The organism is Amycolatopsis sp. CA-230715, assembly GCF_018736145.1.
In the GTDB taxonomy this organism is placed as follows: domain Bacteria; phylum Actinomycetota; class Actinomycetes; order Mycobacteriales; family Pseudonocardiaceae; genus Amycolatopsis.
The window spans coordinates 198,616-214,139 of sequence record NZ_CP059997.1 but is presented as its reverse complement, the minus strand read 5'-3'; the positions used below and the strand labels follow the sequence as shown (position 1 = coordinate 214,139).

The window sequence follows — 15,524 nt, the reverse complement described above, 5'->3', positions numbered from 1 at the left end:
GATCACAGCACCCCGAACTCGACACCGCCTCCCGGGAATTTTCACTCGTGTCCGGCGCACAGGAGTGCGGCGAGGTGGGTGGCGTCGTGGCCGACGTAGCCGAGCAGCGCGGATCCGGCGGTGCGTTGCCAGGGCAGGCCGAGGACGAACAGCCCGGGGACCCGGGTGCGGCCGTCGTGCTGGCGCAGCGTGCCGTGGTCGAGGGCGCCGGGGAGCTGGATCCACGAGTGGTCCCGGCGGAACCCGGTTGCCCACACGACCGCGTCGACGTTGGCGTGCTGCCCGTCGGCGAAGGATGCCGTGGTGCGGGTCGCGGCGACGAGCCTGGGCCGGATTGTGATTCCGAGTCGCCGCAGTGCGCGGAGGCTGTGGCCGATCACGGTGGCTTCTCCGCGGTGCATCCAGCGGCCTCGGCGGGAGTGGGCGGGGGCGGTGATCAGGCCGGTGCGGGTCTGCCACCAGAAGAGGTCGCGGCCCAGGATCCGTTGCGGGACACAGGAGTTGCGGGTTCCGATGGCCAGTGTCACCGCGTTCACGGCGGGGTCAGTGGCGAGTTCGGCGGCGATCTGGAAGCCGGAGTTCCCGCCCCCGACGACCAGCACCCGCCTGCCGCGGAACGGGACGGGGTCGCGGTAGGCAATGCTGTGCCGCTGCAGAACCTCCGGTGCGAACCCGGCTGAGCAGGCGGGAACCAGCGGTTCCTGGAAGGGCCCGGTCGCGATCACGACCTGGCGTGCGCGCACCGGTCCGCGAGTGGTGTCGAGGTCGAAGCCGTCGTGGGTATAGCGGCGTAGTGCGGTGACCGTGGTGCCGGTACGCACCGGGAGGTCGAAGGTGGCCGCGTAGGTCGCGAGGTAGTCGGCGACCTGATCCTTGCCGGGGTAGGTCTCCGGTGCCGCCGGGAACGCCAGACCGGGCAGCGCCGAATACCGCGCCGGGGTGAACAAGCGCAGCGAGGTCCAGCGCTCGCGCCAGACGTGCCCGATCTCCTCGCCGGCGTCGAGGATCACGAACCCGACGCCGGTGGCGGCGAGTTCGTGCCCGAGCGCGAGACCCGCTTGCCCGCCACCGATGATGACGACGTCGTGACGGTCGCCGGTCATGGCGCGATCTGACGCAGGATGAGGTCTGCGACGCGGACGAACGCGGCCAGGTCATCGCCGGGTACGTCGCCCAGCAGCGCCGAGGCCGCGGTGTGCCGGCTCTCGGTGATCCACCGGGCGGTCGCGGCGCCCTTGGTCGTCAATGCCACCGAAGTCGCGCGGCGGTCGTCCGGATGCGGGCGCCGTTCGACGAGACCGGCGTCCTGGAGCTGGTCGACCAGCCCGGTGACGTGCCGCGGTGTGCAGCGCAAGGCTTCGGCCAGGGCGCGCTGCATCACCGCGCCTTCGCGGGCCAGCACGTAGATCACTTCCGCGCGGCTGGGGGTGAGGTCGCGCTCGGCCAGCGCGTGCCGCATCACTTCGGCCAGCCGGGCGGCCAGCTCGAACGCCTTGTCGAAGGCCTGGACCGGATCGCCGTGCATGCCACCCCTTCCCAATTTAGTGTCGAGAGTACATAGTGAAGTGACTTCATCAAAATACCGGAGCGGCGGAGGGGCGATGGCGGATCTCGGCGAGGACGAACTGCGGCACCGGTGGGATCGATACTCCTCCCGCTACGACAAGGACATCGCGCTGCTGGAACGGCTGCAATTCGCCGGTGGCCGCGAGTGGGTGTGCGGGCAGGCGACCGGTGAGGTCCTCGAGGTCGCGGTCGGCACCGGCCGCAACTTCGCCCACTACCCGGCCGGGGTCCGGGTGACCGGGATCGACCTGAGCCCGGCCATGGTGGAGATCGCCCGTACCCGGGCACGCGAGCTGGGCCTCGATGCCGATCTGCGCGAAGGGGACGCGCAGGCGTTGCCGTTCCCCGACGCCTCGTTCGACACCGTGGTCTGCACGCTCGGCCTGTGCGGCGTTCCGGACGAACGGGCCGCGATCGCCGAGATGCACCGGGTGCTGCGCCCCGGCGGGACAGTGCTGCTGCTCGATCACGTCGGCAGCCACCACGCGGTCGTCCGGTTCGGGCAGCGGCTGCTGGAACGCCTCACCGTGGCGATGATCGGGGACTACCAGACCCGGCGGCCCCTGCCGCTGCTCGAACGGGCCGGGTTCGAGCTCACTCGCAGCGAACGACGCAAGCTCGGCACCGTCGAGCGGGTGGCGGCGCTCAAACGCCCTGCCCCGCCCAGCTCACCGTGACCAGGTCACGGCCGGACGAGCCCAGATCGGGCGGCACCGCCGGATCGACCCCGGACGAGATCAGTGCCGCCGCCACCGCGGGCTCGGTCTCGGGCAGCAGGCACAGGCGTTTCCGGGTGACCTCGACCAGTTCGGCAAAGGTGGCGTATTCGGCTTCCGCGGTCCGGTGCCAGCGGCTGACCGTGGGCTGGATATCCAACTCGGCGAGCACGGCCGCGAAGTCGTCCGCGGTCGGCCCTTCGGGCCGGTCGATGCGGTGGAACCGGTGCCACAACGGGTTCAGCTCGGTCAGCGGATGTGCCGCGGCCAACTCCACGATCACTCGCCGCCGCGCGTGCGTGGTGAGCTCGCGTACGAACGGCTTGAGGTCGGCGACGTTGTAGACCACGTTGCCGCACAACACGACGTCGGCGATCGCCACCTCCTCGGACAGGTCCGGCCACCGTCCACAGTGGATCTTCGCGGGGCTGTCCAGTGCGGTGGTGCGCTCGGCGAACGCGGTGAGCAGTTCGGCGTCGGCGTCCACGGCCGCAAGTTCCCGCACGGGTGCTCGCCCGAGCAGTGGCAGGCTCGTCGCCCCTGCCGCCGCGCCGATGTCGAGTACCGACCCGGGTTCGGTCAGCGCTTCGAGCGCGGCGGTGTGCGTCGCGCCGGACGGGTGCGCGAGTTGCGCGTCGGCGCGGCGGGTGAACACCTGCCGTGGCAGCACCCATGGCGACTCGGGTGCGTCGGCCAGGATCTCCGGTGGGATCGCCCAGGACGCGAGCGCGTCCGCCCATCGCCGCAGTGCAGTCACAGAGGTGCCCTTCGTGTCGTGATCCTGCTATACATTATTCCATGGAATTATGGAGGAAGTGATGGTGGCAGAGGAAGCGACGAAAGCGCGGCTGTACGAGGCCTTCGCGGTCAGCGGGAAAGCACTGGCCAACGGCACGCGCCTGGAACTGCTGGACCTGCTCGCGCAAGGCGAACGGACCGTCGACGCGCTCGCCTCGGCGGCCGGGCTGAACCTGACGACGGCGTCGGCGCATCTGCAGACCCTCAAGCAGGCCGGGTTCGTGACCACCCGCCGCGACGGGGTGCGGGTGCACTACCGGCTCGCGGGCGCCGACGTCGCACAGCTCTTTGCCTTACTACGCAAGGTCGCCCAGGCCCACCAGCCCGCGGTGCCCGCCGCCCGCGACGCCTTCCTCGGCCCCGGCGGTGACACCGAGATCAGCCGGGCGCAACTGCGTGCCCGTGCGAAGGCGGGGGAGGTCGTGGTGCTGGACGTGCGGCCGGTTCACGAGTACCGAGCAGGGCACATCCCCGGCGCGGTCAGCATTCCGGTGCACGAGTTGGCTGACCGGGTCGCCGAACTGCCCGAGGAGACCGAGATCGTCGTCTACTGCCGCGGCGAATACTGCGTGCTGGCCTACGACGCCGTCCGGCTGCTCATCGATCGCGGCCGCCGCGCGATCCGCCTGCACGACGGCATGCTCGAATGGCGCCTCGCCGAACTGCCCGTCGCCATCGGGGATCGCGCGTGAACCCCGGCGGGCCGGTCTACCTGGACTACAACGCGACCACCCCGGTCGACCCGCGCGTCACCGACGCGGCGATGCCGTACTGGACGGAATTCTTCGGCAACCCCTCCAGCGACCACCCCTACGCCGATCGGCCACGCCACGCCCTCGCCACCGCGCGCGAACAGGTCGCTGCACTGCTCGGCGCGCGAGCGGATGAGATCGTGTTCACCGCGTCCGGATCGGAGGCGAACCTTCTCGCCTTGCGGGGAGCCGTGCTCGGCGACGGACGCGGTCACCTGGTCATCGCGGCCACTGAGCACCCCGCGGTCCTGCAGACCGCCCAGGCGCTCGAACGCCTGCACGGCACCGAAGTCACCGTGCTCCCCGTCGACCACGACGGGCTGCTCGCCCCCGTCGCACTCGACGCCGCGCTGGTCGCCGGGCCGGGTCCGGCCGTGGTGTCGATCATGGCCGCCAACAACGAAACCGGCGCGCTGCAGCCGATCACCGAACTCGCCACCGTCGCCCATCGCCATGGCGCACTCGTGCACTGCGACGCCGCGCAAGCGTGCGGGAAAATCCCGGTCGACGTCACCGAGTCCACTGTGGACCTGCTGACCGTGGTCGGGCACAAGATGTACGCGCCCCGCGGCGCCGCCGCGCTCTACGTCCGCGATGGTGTTGCCCTGGAACCGGTCGTCTACGGCGGTGGCCAGGAACGCGGACTGCGCGCGGGCACCGAGAACGTCGCACTCGCCGTCGCCCTCGGCACCGCCGCCCAACTCGCCGCCGACGACATCGCCACCGGCGCACCCCAGCGGATCGCCGCGCTACGAGACGACCTGCACGACCGGCTGTCCACCGCCTTGCCCGGTCGCATCCACCTCAACGGACCCGTCGAGCGACGACTGCCCAACACCCTCAACATCAGCATCGACCGAACCCGCGGCCACCGCGTCCTCACCCACGCGCCCGAGATCGCCGCCTCCACCGGATCCGCCTGCCACAGCGGCATCCACACCCCGTCCCCGGTCCTGACCGCCATGAACCTCGACACCGACCGCGCGCTGGCCGCGATCCGCCTCACCCTGGGGCGCTGGAGCAGTTCGAGTGACATCGACATCGCGGCCGATGCTCTCGTGCGTGCCGTCGCGCACCACGACAACGAAGGGATCGCATGACCCTCGACGAGGCCGCGCTCGCTCACGGCAAGGACTACCAGGCCGCATCCGGTGTTCGAGCCAGGGAATCTGCTGCGGGAGGCGCGCCGGCAACGTGCTCTGCCGACCGTGCCGGTGCCGAGGATCGCGGTGCTCGACCCGGACGGGGACATCGTCCGCCATCTCGCCGCGACCGGCCGCGGCACCCGGGATGGGCCTGCTACCACACCGAAATGTGGACCACCGACCTCGACCGCACGGAGATCGGTGTCGTCGGCATGGCCGTCGGCGCGCCCTTCGCGGTACTGGTGGCCGAGCAACTGGCCGCCTCCGGTGCCGATCTGGTGGTCAGCGTGACCTCCGCCGGTCAGATCGCCGACCTGCCGCACACGCCGTGCTTCGTGCTCATCACCGACGCCCTGCGCGACGAGGGAACCAGCCTGCGCTACCTGCCACTCGGGCGCTGGAGCCACCTCGATCCCACCGTGGCCGACAAGCTCACCGGCGCCCCCTACCGGGAGACCACGACCGCCATCGACACCGCCCGCGAGCACGGGGTCCTGTGCGTAGAAATGGAAGCCGCCGCCCTCTACGCCTACGCGCGAGCCCGCGGCCGCACTGTGGTGTGCCTGGCACACGTCACCAACGCGATGGCCGTCGATGGCGACGACTTCGAGAAAGGCGTCGACAACGGTGTCCACAGTGCACTCGCGGTAGTGCGCGCGGTCGCGGCCACACTCCTTCCCACCTAGCGCTGCTCACGAAAGGCTGACGAAACCCGGCCCTCAGCCCCGCACCGGCTTAGCGTGGGTGTGTCACGACCGCAAATGTCTTGCGAAGCAGCACGAGACGGTGGCGGAGTCATCCACGAGCACGACCATCCCGGCTCGTGGATTCGCGCGGGCGACGTGCGCACTGCGGATCTTCACCGGCCTGGTCTGGCTGTCCAACGGACTGGCGAAACTGCTCGGCACCAGCAACGTCGACCTCGGCTTCTTCTCCTTCAACCTGATCACCACCGACGCCGCCCGCGGGATCGCGACCAACGCCGCCAGCAAGACCGCGATCGCGCCGCTGGGCGATTTCTACCGCGACATCGTCCTGCCGAACTGGGAAACCTTCGCCATCGTCCTTACCACCGCCGAACTCGCGATCGGCCTCGGCACCGCCACCCGCCTCGCGGCACTGGGCGGACTGCTGCTCATCGGCCCGATCTGGATCATGCTCTGGCACGCCGGCGCCTACCTCTGGGAATACTCCGCCGAAGACCTCTTCCCCCTCGCACTGCTCGCCTTCGTCCCAGCAGGACGCGTCGGCGGCCTCGACGCCCGGCTCGCTCTCCGAATCTCCGGCCGCTGGCCCTTCTGACAAGGTCACCGAACTCACTGTTGCTCGAACATCTCAACGGGCGTTAGATTGTATGGGTGAGCGATGACCAGTGCGACCTGCTGTGCCTTGATCTCGACCACGCGGAGGCGTTGCGGACGACCCTGCCCGGCGAGGCGGTTCTGCGGCAGCGTGCCGATGTGTTGCGTGCCCTCGGTGATCCGACGCGGCTGCGGATCGCGCACGCGCTGCTGGCCGGTGACGAGCTGTGCGTGTGCGATCTGGCGTGGATCGTCGGATCGTCGCAGGGGCTGGTGTCGCACCACTTGCGCCAGTTGCGTTCGGCGGGACTGGCCGAGTCGCGCCGGGACGGCAAGCTGGTGATGTACCGGCTCACCGGCGCTGGGCAGCACCTGCTTGCACTGGCCGCGGAGGCGGATCCGGTATGAGCGATCTGTGCTGCGGACCCGAAGACAGTCACGCCCCCGAGGGCGCCGCGGCCGCGGAAACGGAGGCGCCGCAACGGTTGTGGCAGGTCCGGGAGATCCAGTTCGCCGGAATCGCCGGGCTGTTGCTCCTCGCGGGGTTCGTCTGCGGTTGGGCCGGGTGGGAACCCGGGCGGATCGGCGGGCAGCTGGCGGCGGCCGCGGTCGGGGGCTGGACCTTCGTGCCCGGCACCCTCACCGCGCTGGTGCGCGGACGCATCGGCGTCGGCACCCTGATGACGATCGCGCTGGCCGGGTCGTTGGTGCTGGGGCAGTTCGCCGAGGCCGCGATGCTGGCGTTCCTGTTCTCGATCAGCGAAGCGCTGGAGGACTACTCGATCTCCCGGACCCGTCGCGGGCTGCGCGCGCTGCTCGCACTGGTGCCCGACCAGGTCCGGGTCCTGCGTGACGGGCGGGAAACCACCATCGCGCCCACCGCGTTGCGGGTCGGCGACCACATGCTCGTGCGCGCGGGGGACCGCCTCGCCAGCGACGGTACCGTCCGAACTGGACGGTCCACAATGGACAACTCGGCGATCACGGGGGAGTCCGTGCCGGTCGAGGCAGGGCCGGGAGACGAGGTCTTCGCGGGGGCGATCAACGGTACCGGCGTGCTCACTGTCCAAGCGACCGCGACCGTCGAGGACAACTCGCTGGCCAAGGTCGTGCGCGTCGTCGCCGACGCCCAGCAGCGCAAGGGAAACCGGCAGCGCCTCGCCGACCGCATCGCCCGCCCGCTGGTGCCCGCCGTGCTGGTGCTCGCCGCGCTCGTCGCCGGGATCGGTGAGCTGCTGGGCGATCCGGTCACCTGGATCGAACGGGCACTGGTCGTGCTCGTGGCCGCCGCACCGTGCGCGATGGCGATCTCCGTGCCGGTCACCGTGATCGCCGCGGTCGGCGCGGCCAGCCGGTTCGGCGTGCTGGTCAAAGGCGGTGCGGCGCTGGAAGCCCTCGGCGCGGTGCGCACCGTGGCACTCGACAAGACCGGCACCCTGACCCGCAACACCCCGGCGGTGACCGAGATCGTGCCCGCTCCGGACCTCACTGCCGAGCGGGTGCTGGCGGTCGCGGCCGCGCTGGAAGCTCGCAGCGAACACCCCCTGGCCGCCGCGATCCTCGCCGCCGCCCCCGAACCCGTCCCCGCGGACGAAGTGACCACGGTCCCCGGCGCGGGACTGGAAGGCGCGGTGGACGGCGCCGCGGCACGGCTCGGCAAACCCGGCTGGATCGACCCCGGCCCGCTCGCCGAGGACGTCGCGCGGCTGCAGGAGACCGGCACGACCGTCGCGGTGATCGAACACGACCACGTGGTGCTCGGCCTGATCGGGATCCGCGACGAACTGCGCCCCGAAGCGCCCGAGACCGTCACCGAGCTCCGCGCGGACGGCCTCGGGGTCGCGATGCTCACCGGCGACAACGCCCGCACCGCCGCCGCGCTGGCCACCCAGGCCGGGATCGCCGACGTCCACGCCGAACTGCGGCCGACCGACAAGGCCGCGCTCGTCGAACGGCTCCGCGAGCGGGGCGCGGTGGCGATGGTCGGCGACGGCGTCAACGACGCTCCCGCGCTGGCCACCGCCGACGTGGGCATCGCGATGGGCGCCATGGGCAGCGACGTCGCCATCGACACCGCCGACGTCGCGCTGATGGGCACCGACCTGCGGCACCTGCCCCAAGCCGTGCGCCACGCGCGCCGCGCCAGGGGCATCATGCTGCAGAACATCGGCCTGTCCGCGGCCATCGTGCTCACCCTCGTCCCCCTCGCCGCGTTCGGCATCCTCGGCCTGGCCACCGTCGTGTTCATCCACGAACTCGCCGAAGTCTTCGTCATCGGCAACGGCGTCCGCGCCGGACGACTCCGCCCACTACGAGGCTCCACCGCCCCGGAACCCCTTACCCTGCAACGAATCCCCGCCACCGAAGCCGACACGGAGGACGGCTGCGCCTGCTGCGCCCCGAACACCGAGCCCGCGGCCCAGCAGATCACGATGCAGCTCTCGCCGCCGCGCAACACCTGAGGAGCCCGCATGAAGGTCCAGGTGCTGCACGTCCCCGGCTGTCCCGGTGCCGAGGTTCTGAGCGAGCACCTCGTACGGCTGAGCGCTACCTGGCCGGGGCTTCGGATCGACCGGCGAGTCGTCCGCGACGACCAGGAAGCGATCGCGGCGGGCATGACCGGGTCCCCGACCCTGCTCATCGACGGCACCGACCCGTTCGCCGAGCCCGCCCGCGAACCCGGCATCGCCTGCCGGCTGTACCGCCACAGCGACGGCAGCGTCGACAACGCGCCATCGCTGGCCGCCCTCCGTCACGTCCTGGCAGCCCGGCGCGAACAAGAGGGGGCGAGCCGATAGGCAAGGACGCCGAACGGTTCCGCACACTGTGGCAACGCGCCGTGCCCAGCTACGACCGCGTCATCGCCATCATCGAGCGCGTCCAGTTCGATGGCGGCCGGAACCTGGATCGACCCGAACCGACGGCCAGAACGCCGCTCACCCGACACCGGGGTCGAACGGAGCTTCGCGACCGAGTGACTGCCGGGCTCTGGGCGTGCAAGGCATGAAGCGAATCCGCGCTTATGCTGGGTAGAGGCCAAAAGGTTCGTCGTAGAGGCAATATCTCGCATCGGTTTCGTGCGGTTTCAACGAGCCGCACGGCGGGCGAACGCGAAGATGTTGCCAGACTTTGGTGTGGGCGTTGACCGAAAATTCGAAGGGGAGTGCGGAATCGACTAATTGCGCAACTCGGCCTGGTAATAGCTTGTCCTTACTTACTACGTCGACATGCCGGTCGCGGACTATGACGGTTCCTGTCCGGCCCGCGTCGACCATGACCCGTCGCTCTTCGTCGGAGAGTTCGTCGAGTTTGACGAAGTTGACGGCCAGATCGGCGCTGGTCTTGGGTCCAGTGATGGGAACCAGTCGAATTCGGAAGTCGTACCGCAGGTCGTCCAGCAAATCCTGTTCGATACCGGTCTCGAACCGTGAGACCAAATCACGCGTCGGGCGTGGAAGGTTCGCAGTGGCCGCTCGGAGCTGTTCGGCCCCGTCTGGTCTGAGCGCGTGCAAGAACACCGGGAACCTCAGTTTGTCCGCTAGGCTGAACTTGCCCCCGAACGCCGCAGTCAACTCGGCGTCGTAGTTGACGACCAACGCCTGAGCTTTACCGCCCGTCATACTCTTCAGCTCGGGTTCGTATCGGTGCTCGATCTTGTTGCGCAGGTTTATGAATAGCTCCACGTTCAAGCGAACTGGGTCGGCAGCGTTGGGGAACCGCTTCTTGAGGCCTTCGTCATCACTGCGTCCGATGTGGACGGAAAGGCGTTCGTGAGGAGGGGCAGTCAGATGTCTACTGACAAGACCACGGTGCCACCGAGCCTTGGGTGATGCGATTGCGGTCGAACTGCATGCCAGCTTCCGGACGTGCCGAGACGTCCACCTGCAACGTCGTCGCGATCGCCGTCGGCAGGTTCGGCAAGTCCGCGCCGACTCTGGTGGCGGTGTGCCTTGTCAGGAGGGTGAGGTTGCCTCGGTGGTTGAGTGGGTGTTGTGGTGCCGCTTGCGTCGCATCAGGGCTAGTACGACCGTCCCGGCGGCCAGGGCGGCGATCCCGTCGCAGAGGAAGATCTGTTCTAGGCCGGTGGTGAAGGCAGCGCGTGCCATGCTCTCCACGTGGCCGTGGTCGCCCGGGGGAAAGGCGGCGACCAGTTGGGGGGAACGTCCGTTGCTGATGGCCAGGGCCGCGGGTTCGGGGTCGGCGAAGCCGGTCTCGGTCAGGGTGTGGCGGATCGTGGCGGTCAGCACGGTGCCGAGCACGGGCATGCCGAGGGCGAATCCGAGTTGCAGCAAGGTGTTCATCGCGCCGCTGGCCATGCCCGCCCTGCTCGGGGGAACCGTCGCGAGCACGGCGGACGCCAGTACGGGTGAGCACACGCCGACCCCGGCGCCGGTGATCAGCAACCCGGGTAACAGCGCGGGCCAGCTCGCGTCCGGGGTGAGCAGCAGCAGGTAGCTGAACCCGCCCGCGCTGATCAGAAGCAGGCCGATCCCGATGGGCAGGCGGGGTTCGACGGTGGCGGCGAGCCGTCCGGTGATCATGGCCGTGACCAGTGCGGCAGCCCCCATCGGAGTGAGTGCGAGCCCGGCCGCGAACGAGTCGAGGTGCACGATGGACTGCAGCCACAACGACCGGTAGACGAAGTCGGCCACCGACGCGGCGTTGAAGACCAATGCGCCTAGCAGGAGCGCGACGAACGCCGGTTTGCGCAGCAGAGCCAGATCCAGCATCGGGTGCCGTCGGTGTCGTTCGACCAAGCCGAACGCGATCAGCGCGCCGGCGGCGGCAGCGAGACACGGCACGACCGATGGACTGCCCCAGCCGTCTTCGCCGGCGCGGATCAGCGCGAAGGTGACCAAGGTGGCGGCGAGGACGAACAGGGCGGTGCCGGGCACGTCGATCCGGCCGCCAGCCGGGTCGCGGCCTTCCGGCAGCCATCGGCGTCCCGTCCACAATGCGACGAGTGCCATCGGGAGGTTGACCAGGAAGATCGACCGCCAGCCCAGCGCCTCGGTGAGCACGCCGCCCAGCAGCGGTCCGGTGGCCGCGGACACGGCGGTCACCGACGTCCACACACCGAAGGCCACACCCTGGTCACGACCCCGATAGGTGCCGGCCAGCAGGGCCGTGTTCGTGACCATCATCGCCGCCGCACCGACCCCCTGCAGCGCACGCCCGGCGATCAGCACCGCCGCGTTCGGTGCGAGGCCGCACCCCAGGGATGCGATCGCGAAGACGAGAGTGCCGGTCAGGTAGACCCGCAGCCTGCCGAACCGGTCCGATGCCGAACCCGCCGCCATCACCAACGCCGCGAGCACCAGGATGTAGGCGTCGATCGACCATTGGAGCGCGGAGAACGAGACGTGTAGGCCGTCGGAGATCGCCGGTATCGCCATGCCAATGATGGTGATGTCGACGGTGAACATCACCGTGCCGAGGGAGATCGGGATCAAGGGGAGCCACTTCCGCATGCCGACCACGGTGCGCCGCGTCGCGTGATGCCCGCCAGTCAGACGACGCGGTCGCTAGAGTTCCTCCAATGAGCAGCCCTGTTGACGATAATGCCGCCACTCTGGACTGTCTGGATCGACAAATGATTCATGCGCTTCAGGTTGACGGTCGAGCGGCGTTCCGCCGCATCGCCGCCGTGCTCGGGGTGTCCGAGCAAACCGTCGCCCGTCGTTACCGGCGGTTGCACGGATCGGGGTTCCTGCGCGTGCTCGGTCGGCTCGATCCGCACCGGCAGGGCGGCACCGAATGGTTGATCCGGGTCCAGGCCCGCCCCAACTCCGCCCGTGCCTTGGCCGACACGATCGCCAGCTACCCGCAAGCCGTCTGGGTCGGGCTCACCGCGGGCGGTTCCGAACTCGTCTGCACGGTGCGTGCGCCAGGCGAGGACGGACGCAACGAGATCCTGCTCGAACGCCTGCCGCGCACCGCCCAGGTGCTCACCATCCGCAGCTACGCGGTGTTGCACCGGTTCGACGTCGGGCAGCTTTACTGGTCGGGCTACCCCGACCTCCTGGACAGTGACCAGGTCGCCGCCTTGGCGCCCGCCAGGGCGACCACAACACCGGGACCGCTGCGGAAGGGGGACGAGGTGTTGCTGCACGCCCTCGCCGCAGACGGCCGCCGCGCCTACGCCGACCTCGCCGCCCACACGAACTGGCCCCGCTCCCGGGTCGTCACCAGAATCGCCGAACTCCGCGACAGCGGCGCACTCTACTTCGAGGTCGAGTTCTCACCGCGCATCATGGGCTTTCAGACCACCGCCTACCTATGGCTCAACGTCACCCCGAGCCAACTGGACAGCACCGGACACGCCCTGGCCGAACATCCGGAAACGGCCTGGGTCGCCGCCGTCGCCGGGCCCGAAAACCTCGTCGCGGTCGTCATCGTCCGCACCCACGACGAGTTGTACCGCTACATCAATCACCGCATCGGCGCCCTGCAGGGAGTCCACACCACCGAGATCTCCCTGCAACTCCACCAAGTCAAACAAGCCGACTCCCTCTCCAACGGCGACCGGCTCACCGCACTCACACCCACCTCATGAACGGACGCCATACCAAGCCGGGCCTGGCAGGATTGAACGCTATGCCGTTTCCGCGGGCGGGCCAAGAGCAACTGCCGCCTGCCTGTGGCTACTGTGGACAGTCCGGACGACGACCGCGGTAGACCAGTTCGGTGTTGCGCAAGACAATGACCGGGCGCCCCGTACGCGAGTCGGGTATGCGCGCTGCTCCACCGACGAGCAGGACGTGCTCGTGCAGACCGAGCAGCTTCAGGCGCTGGGTGTCGAGCCCGGCCGGATCTACATCGACCGCGGGTTCTCCGCATTGCGAATTTAAGCGTGAACGTCGTCGAGGGAGAACTGGGGGTTGCGTGTTCTGGTGCTGCTTGACCAAACGGTGTCTAGAGGCTTACGTAGCGCCCGTTGGCTGGACATCAAAACTCGTTGTGCGATGCTTCTCTGTGAGCTGGAACGATGCTGTTGAGTACAGTGCTTGGGCCTCTAATGCCGGGGTCAAGGGGTCGCAGGTTCAAATCCTGTCAGCTCGACCGGATGAGGGGGTCGTCTACGCAGGTAGGCAGCCCCTTTGTAATTTCCGGAAACGATCCCGGCCCTGGAGCATGCCGCATCTGTGTCACTCGCTCCGGAGCCGATCAGCTGACCGCATGTGACAGCCGAGGCCGGTCCGTATCGTCCGATGTGGACGTCGGAAGCTCCGGCACGTCCGGTGCGAGCCGACGGGCCGGGAAGACGGTGGTGGCCGGCACGGAGCGGTACCGCCGACGTCCTGGGGTGCTGGTCTAGACCGGTCGCGGAGGGTGCGTGCGCCGGAGCGCGGCCGGTCGGCGCACCGCCGCTCGGTCACCGGAGGATCCGGGAAACGGCCTCGGCGACGCGCGGGTCGCCGAGGAGATCGCCGGGTCGTACCAGGAAGTTCAGCTCCTCCGCGGCGTGGACCGCGCCGGGGCTCGACTCCCGCGACGTCAGTGCGACACCGCGCCCCCAGCCGTCCTGCGGGGAGAGTTCGGCGGCCGCGGCCAGGTACGACACGTACGACTGGAAGACCTGGACGAACTCCTCGCTCAGCGACTCATCCAGCCCCAGCCGGGCGAAGGCGGTGCCGACCGCGTCCCGGTACAGGTCGCTCACCTTCCGCGCCGCCGACGTGAATTCCGCTTCCGGTACGCAGATTTCCCGCGCGTTCGCGACGAGATCGGTCTTCTCGTCGGCGGACAGGGCCGACATGAGGTCGACGGTCTTGCGGAAATCGTCGTGCAGGCTCGCCACCGTGACCGGCTCCGGGTCGAACAGGACGAGGTCGATCGGCTCATCCTGGGCCTGCTCGAGGCGGTCGGCCAACGCGGGTAGGAAGGCGCCGCCCACGCAGTACCCCAGCAGTGCCTGGACCCGGCCGGTGGCGGCCTCGGGCAGCTGGGACCAGAAATCGAGGTACCGCTCGGCCGGTACCGGCTCGCGGGCGGCTGCGGGCGGCTGGGTGGTCTGCCAGATCCCGCGGTCAAGTTCGAGCAGCTCCAGGAAATGCCCGAAGTTGGCTTCGGGTCGGCCGGTGAAGTCGAAGTCGACCACCAGGACCGCTTTCCCGGAACTACTCACGCGTAGTTCGCGCCAGGAATCTTCTTTCCGCACGGCAAGCCTCGGCATCCTTGCTCGGTGGGGATCTCGCCCGAAAACAGTCGGCTGATATCTGGCGGCGGAGCGTAACAGGGCGCCAGCGCAGAGGTCAAAGGGTTCCGGTGCGGACTGTCCATTGTGGTCACTTCTTGCGTACGGGTCGCTCTGTCCGGTAACGTACGGGCCAGTGCCTGGGGGCGCGTGAGTACGATCCGTGATAGCGATCCGCAAGAACGATTTGGGCGTTTTCCCGTTCCTGTGGGTTTTTTGGTCATCGGCCATACGACTGTGGTCCGATCTGGGATTCGAGCTGGGCGCGTTCCTATGCTCGTACTGGGGGTTTGCTTCGTGCTGCGAAAAACCGAGGAGACGACCGCTCAGGCGGTGGACCCGCTGGCGGTCCAGGCCGCGACCGGCGCGCGGATGCTGTCGCTGGGTGGTCACGACGACTACAACCAGGGGCAGATCTCCTGCCGCAGGCCGGGATCGGTCGAGTTCCTGATCAAGGGTGCGCTGACCGGCTTCGACGAGGTGACGCCACGGGAGTTCGTCCCCGCCGAGATCGACCCGGCGGCCACGCCGGACCGCCTCGCACCACCGGAAGTCCCGCTGCACCAAGCGATTTACCAGGCGCGCCCGGACGTCAACTGCGTCGTGCACTCGCACGCGCCGGACGCGCTGGTGTTCGGGGCACTGGCCGAGGAACTGGTGCCGCTCAGCCACGAGGGCGCCCTGCTGCGCGGTGAGGTCGACCGGTTCACGCTGACCAGCAACACCGTCCTCGACATCGAGACCGGTGGGGAAATCGCGGCGGCGCTGGGCTCCGGGATCGGGGTGTTCCTGGTGAACCACGGCAGCGTAGTGGTCGGCAAGACCGTGCGGCACGCGGTGATCTTCGCGCTCATGCTCGAACGGGCGTGCCGGCTCCAGCTGACAGCGCTGGCGACCGGACGCGACTTCGCCACCTCGTCCGAGCTGGACGTCGAGGCGAAGCGCGAGTTCGTCTTCGCGGACCTGTCGATCCGCGCCTACTGGGAACACGCTCGCCGCCGGGTGCTCCGGACCTTTCCCGAGTCGAAGACCTGGTAGCGCGGGGATGT

At 69.2% G+C, this 15,524-nt stretch carries 16 protein-coding genes; 10 read left to right on the top strand and 6 right to left on the bottom strand.

Annotation, left to right across the window (positions count from 1 at the left end; all coding sequences use genetic code 11):
- Positions 1-41: 41 nt before the first annotated feature.
- Positions 42-1,103 (bottom strand): flavin-containing monooxygenase, encoded by a 1,062-nt coding sequence (locus HUW46_RS00945; RefSeq protein ID WP_215545447.1) that lies wholly within the window; start codon positions 1,101-1,103, stop codon positions 42-44.
- Entirely contained in the window at positions 1,100-1,525 is a 426-nt protein-coding gene (locus HUW46_RS00940) for a MarR family winged helix-turn-helix transcriptional regulator (protein WP_215545446.1), read from the bottom strand. The genes HUW46_RS00945 and HUW46_RS00940 overlap by 4 nt, the downstream gene beginning before the upstream one ends.
- Positions 1,526-1,601: 76 nt before the next feature.
- On the opposite strand from HUW46_RS00940, the gene HUW46_RS00935 reads away from it, so the two are divergent.
- On the top strand, positions 1,602-2,243 hold the full coding sequence (locus HUW46_RS00935) for a class I SAM-dependent methyltransferase (RefSeq protein ID WP_215545445.1): 642 nt from the start codon (positions 1,602-1,604) through the stop codon (positions 2,241-2,243).
- On the opposite strand, the gene HUW46_RS00930 is transcribed toward HUW46_RS00935, so the two are convergent.
- On the bottom strand, positions 2,212-3,039 hold the full coding sequence (locus tag HUW46_RS00930; protein ID WP_215545444.1) for a class I SAM-dependent methyltransferase: 828 nt from the start codon (positions 3,037-3,039) through the stop codon (positions 2,212-2,214). The genes HUW46_RS00935 and HUW46_RS00930 overlap by 32 nt on opposite strands.
- A gap of 64 nt (positions 3,040-3,103) precedes the next feature.
- Here HUW46_RS00930 and HUW46_RS00925 point away from each other — a divergent pair, with 64 nt between their 5' ends.
- From HUW46_RS00925 to HUW46_RS00895, 7 genes are all read left to right on the top strand, one after another.
- Positions 3,104-3,772: an ArsR/SmtB family transcription factor gene (locus HUW46_RS00925; protein ID WP_442860958.1), complete on the top strand. Its 669-nt coding sequence runs from the start codon at positions 3,104-3,106 to the stop codon at positions 3,770-3,772.
- Positions 3,769-4,932, top strand: coding sequence for a cysteine desulfurase family protein (locus tag HUW46_RS00920; protein WP_254125673.1), 1,164 nt, complete (start codon positions 3,769-3,771; stop codon positions 4,930-4,932). The genes HUW46_RS00925 and HUW46_RS00920 overlap by 4 nt, the downstream gene beginning before the upstream one ends.
- A gap of 212 nt (positions 4,933-5,144) precedes the next feature.
- Entirely contained in the window at positions 5,145-5,663 is a 519-nt protein-coding gene (locus tag HUW46_RS00915; protein WP_215545441.1) for a phosphorylase family protein, read from the top strand.
- A gap of 100 nt (positions 5,664-5,763) precedes the next feature.
- Complete coding sequence (locus HUW46_RS00910; RefSeq protein ID WP_215545440.1) at positions 5,764-6,279, top strand: hypothetical protein; 516 nt, start codon at positions 5,764-5,766, stop codon at positions 6,277-6,279.
- 56 nt (positions 6,280-6,335) lie between these two features.
- Positions 6,336-6,686 (top strand): ArsR/SmtB family transcription factor, encoded by a 351-nt coding sequence (locus tag HUW46_RS00905; protein ID WP_215545439.1) that lies wholly within the window; start codon positions 6,336-6,338, stop codon positions 6,684-6,686.
- A complete protein-coding gene (locus HUW46_RS00900; RefSeq protein ID WP_215545438.1) occupies positions 6,683-8,740 on the top strand; it encodes a heavy metal translocating P-type ATPase in 2,058 nt (685 codons plus the stop codon). Before HUW46_RS00905 ends, HUW46_RS00900 begins: the two co-directional genes overlap by 4 nt.
- Before the next feature lie 9 nt (positions 8,741-8,749).
- Positions 8,750-9,076, top strand: a complete 327-nt coding sequence (locus HUW46_RS00895) for a hypothetical protein (protein ID WP_215545437.1) — start codon at positions 8,750-8,752, stop codon at positions 9,074-9,076.
- A gap of 222 nt (positions 9,077-9,298) precedes the next feature.
- Here the strand turns inward: HUW46_RS00895 and HUW46_RS00890 are convergent, their stop codons facing one another.
- Together HUW46_RS00890 and HUW46_RS00885 are read right to left on the bottom strand one after the other, a co-directional pair.
- Positions 9,299-10,030 carry a DUF3644 domain-containing protein gene (locus tag HUW46_RS00890; RefSeq protein WP_331477323.1) on the bottom strand — a complete coding sequence of 244 codons (732 nt, stop codon included), beginning with the start codon at positions 10,028-10,030 and terminating at the stop codon, positions 9,299-9,301.
- A gap of 201 nt (positions 10,031-10,231) precedes the next feature.
- Positions 10,232-11,749, bottom strand: coding sequence for an MFS transporter (locus HUW46_RS00885; protein WP_215545435.1), 1,518 nt, complete (start codon positions 11,747-11,749; stop codon positions 10,232-10,234).
- 68 nt (positions 11,750-11,817) lie between these two features.
- Between HUW46_RS00885 and HUW46_RS00880 the strand changes: the two genes are divergently transcribed.
- A complete protein-coding gene (locus HUW46_RS00880) occupies positions 11,818-12,834 on the top strand; it encodes an Lrp/AsnC family transcriptional regulator (RefSeq protein WP_215545434.1) in 1,017 nt (338 codons plus the stop codon).
- Positions 12,835-13,653: 819 nt separating this feature from the next.
- On the opposite strand, the gene HUW46_RS00870 is transcribed toward HUW46_RS00880, so the two are convergent.
- Positions 13,654-14,406, bottom strand: coding sequence for a hypothetical protein (locus tag HUW46_RS00870; protein WP_215545432.1), 753 nt, complete (start codon positions 14,404-14,406; stop codon positions 13,654-13,656).
- 366 nt (positions 14,407-14,772) lie between these two features.
- On the opposite strand from HUW46_RS00870, the gene HUW46_RS00865 reads away from it, so the two are divergent.
- On the top strand, positions 14,773-15,513 hold the full coding sequence (locus HUW46_RS00865; protein WP_215545431.1) for a class II aldolase/adducin family protein: 741 nt from the start codon (positions 14,773-14,775) through the stop codon (positions 15,511-15,513).
- Positions 15,514-15,524 lie beyond the last annotated feature (11 nt).